Raw genomic sequence first — 1,668 nt, 5'->3', positions numbered from 1 at the left:
CAGCCTGCAACCACCTGAAAAAGTAACTGTGCACCCTGGCGATCCAGGGGAATGTAGCCCCATTCATCGCAGATCAGCAGATCTAGCTTGGACAGTTGTTTGAGCATTTTGCCTAGATTTCCTGCTGATTGAGCATCATTCAGTTCGTTTACCAGGGCGGCTGTGCGGTAGAATTTCACCCTCTTTCCTTGCTTACATGCTTCCACCCCAATGGCGGTAGCCATATGGGTTTTACCGGTACCCACCGGACCGTAAAGGATCAGATTTTCCTTGCGTTCCAGCAATGCAGCTGTTTTCAAATCATCTACCGGAATAGAGGCCGGTATTTCTATATGATCAAGGCTATAGCCGTTAAAGGTTTTAACCACATCGAAACTGGCTTGTCTTAAACAACGATTCTGGCGATGGACTTCTCGGTTTTTTAACTCCATTTCCAGCAGTTTGACCAGGAACTCTTCATGGGTATCCGCTGAAATATTGGGATAGCTTTTTACCAGACCATTTCCCCAGCGCAGCTGCTTACAGTAGTCTTTAATCAGTTCTTTCATCTGTGCTCACCTGCTTTCAGGAAAACATCATAGCAGGTCAGATCAGGTGTATATATTGCCGGTGAATTTATGCCGGCAGAAATTATCGGCAAAAAATCATTAAAGCTGGGTTCAGTTAATCTGCGATAGCTTAACAGTATGCTGTCTGCATCTGCTTTACCTGAATCCAAGGTTTCCAGCAAACAGATGGTGGCGGTATCCATGTCGCTTTCCGTAATCATCCGGAGCAGCAGGTGAAGACTTTTCCTTTTCTCGTCATAGTCCAGACCTGCAAGGTATTCCTGCCAAGGATCGGGCAGTTCATGATAAAAGCCGGTATATTTCAAAGCATTGGGCCGTTTGGCCAACGTACTAAGATAGGGCAGCCAGTCCATTATTTCCTGTCCCTGACCATACAATCGCTTGTGGGTTACGATTGACTGGTACTGTTCATTAAGAATCTCAACCCGATGTGCGCCAAGCTTTATGTATATTTCTTTCCCTGCCACCTGGGGGGAAGCTGAATAAATGTTGCCGGCATAACGAACTTTACCGTATTTATTGGCTACAAGCTTTTCTGTACGGCCAATCTCAAAGGGTTTGGCCGGAAGGGGCAGCATAGCGGCTTTATCTTCCAACAGCAGCTCGGCTATTTCTGTTTCTTTGGAGTAATGCTTTCGTCGATGGTCTTTTTCTGCTGCGGCAAAAAGTCTATGGTTAAATACTTCAATATCATCAAAGGCCGGTTCAGGTACAAAGAAGTTTCTGCGGCTGTAGCCAACCTTGTTTTCAACATGACCTTTTTCGTGCCCTTTGCCAGGATTGCAAAATTGGGCTTTAAAGCCATAGTGTAGGGTAAATCGGTAAAACTGATCCACAAGTTTCTTTTTCCTTGCTCCCCAATGCCTGCTACAGCTGCTGACAGGTTATCAAACCAAATTACTCGGGGAACATGCTCCAGATGTTCGAAGATCTCCTTTAATCCGGTGAGAAGGCATTCCTGATTCTGGCCCCGAAACACCTGGGGATATCCGGCATTGCTGTAGGGCAACGAAAGCACTAGTTCATAACCCTTGATCCGCTTGCCTTGCTCAATCATTACGATCTCGCCAAAATCCACCTGGGCTTCACCGGGTGGATG

General features: G+C 46.3%; 2 protein-coding genes and 1 pseudogene. All 3 read right to left on the bottom strand.

All coding sequences use genetic code 11. From position 1 onward, the window contains the following. On the bottom strand, positions 1 to 548 hold a 548-nt coding region (locus JCM14374_RS12775; protein WP_054698164.1), incomplete at its 3' end, for an ATP-binding protein. Next, entirely contained in the window at positions 545 to 1,165 is a 621-nt protein-coding gene (locus JCM14374_RS12770; protein WP_054698162.1) for a Mu transposase domain-containing protein, read from the bottom strand. The genes JCM14374_RS12770 and JCM14374_RS12775, both read right to left, overlap by 4 nt. 11 nt (positions 1,166 to 1,176) lie before the next feature. Further along, positions 1,177 to 1,668 (bottom strand): annotated as a pseudogene (locus tag JCM14374_RS13840) (hypothetical protein); the annotation flags it as partial.

The organism is Syntrophomonas palmitatica JCM 14374, from assembly GCF_001311885.1.
Taxonomy (GTDB): Bacteria; Bacillota; Syntrophomonadia; order Syntrophomonadales; family Syntrophomonadaceae; genus Syntrophomonas_A; species Syntrophomonas_A palmitatica.
The sequence above is the reverse complement of the archived record's forward strand: the minus strand, read 5'-3'. Positions and strand labels throughout refer to the sequence as shown.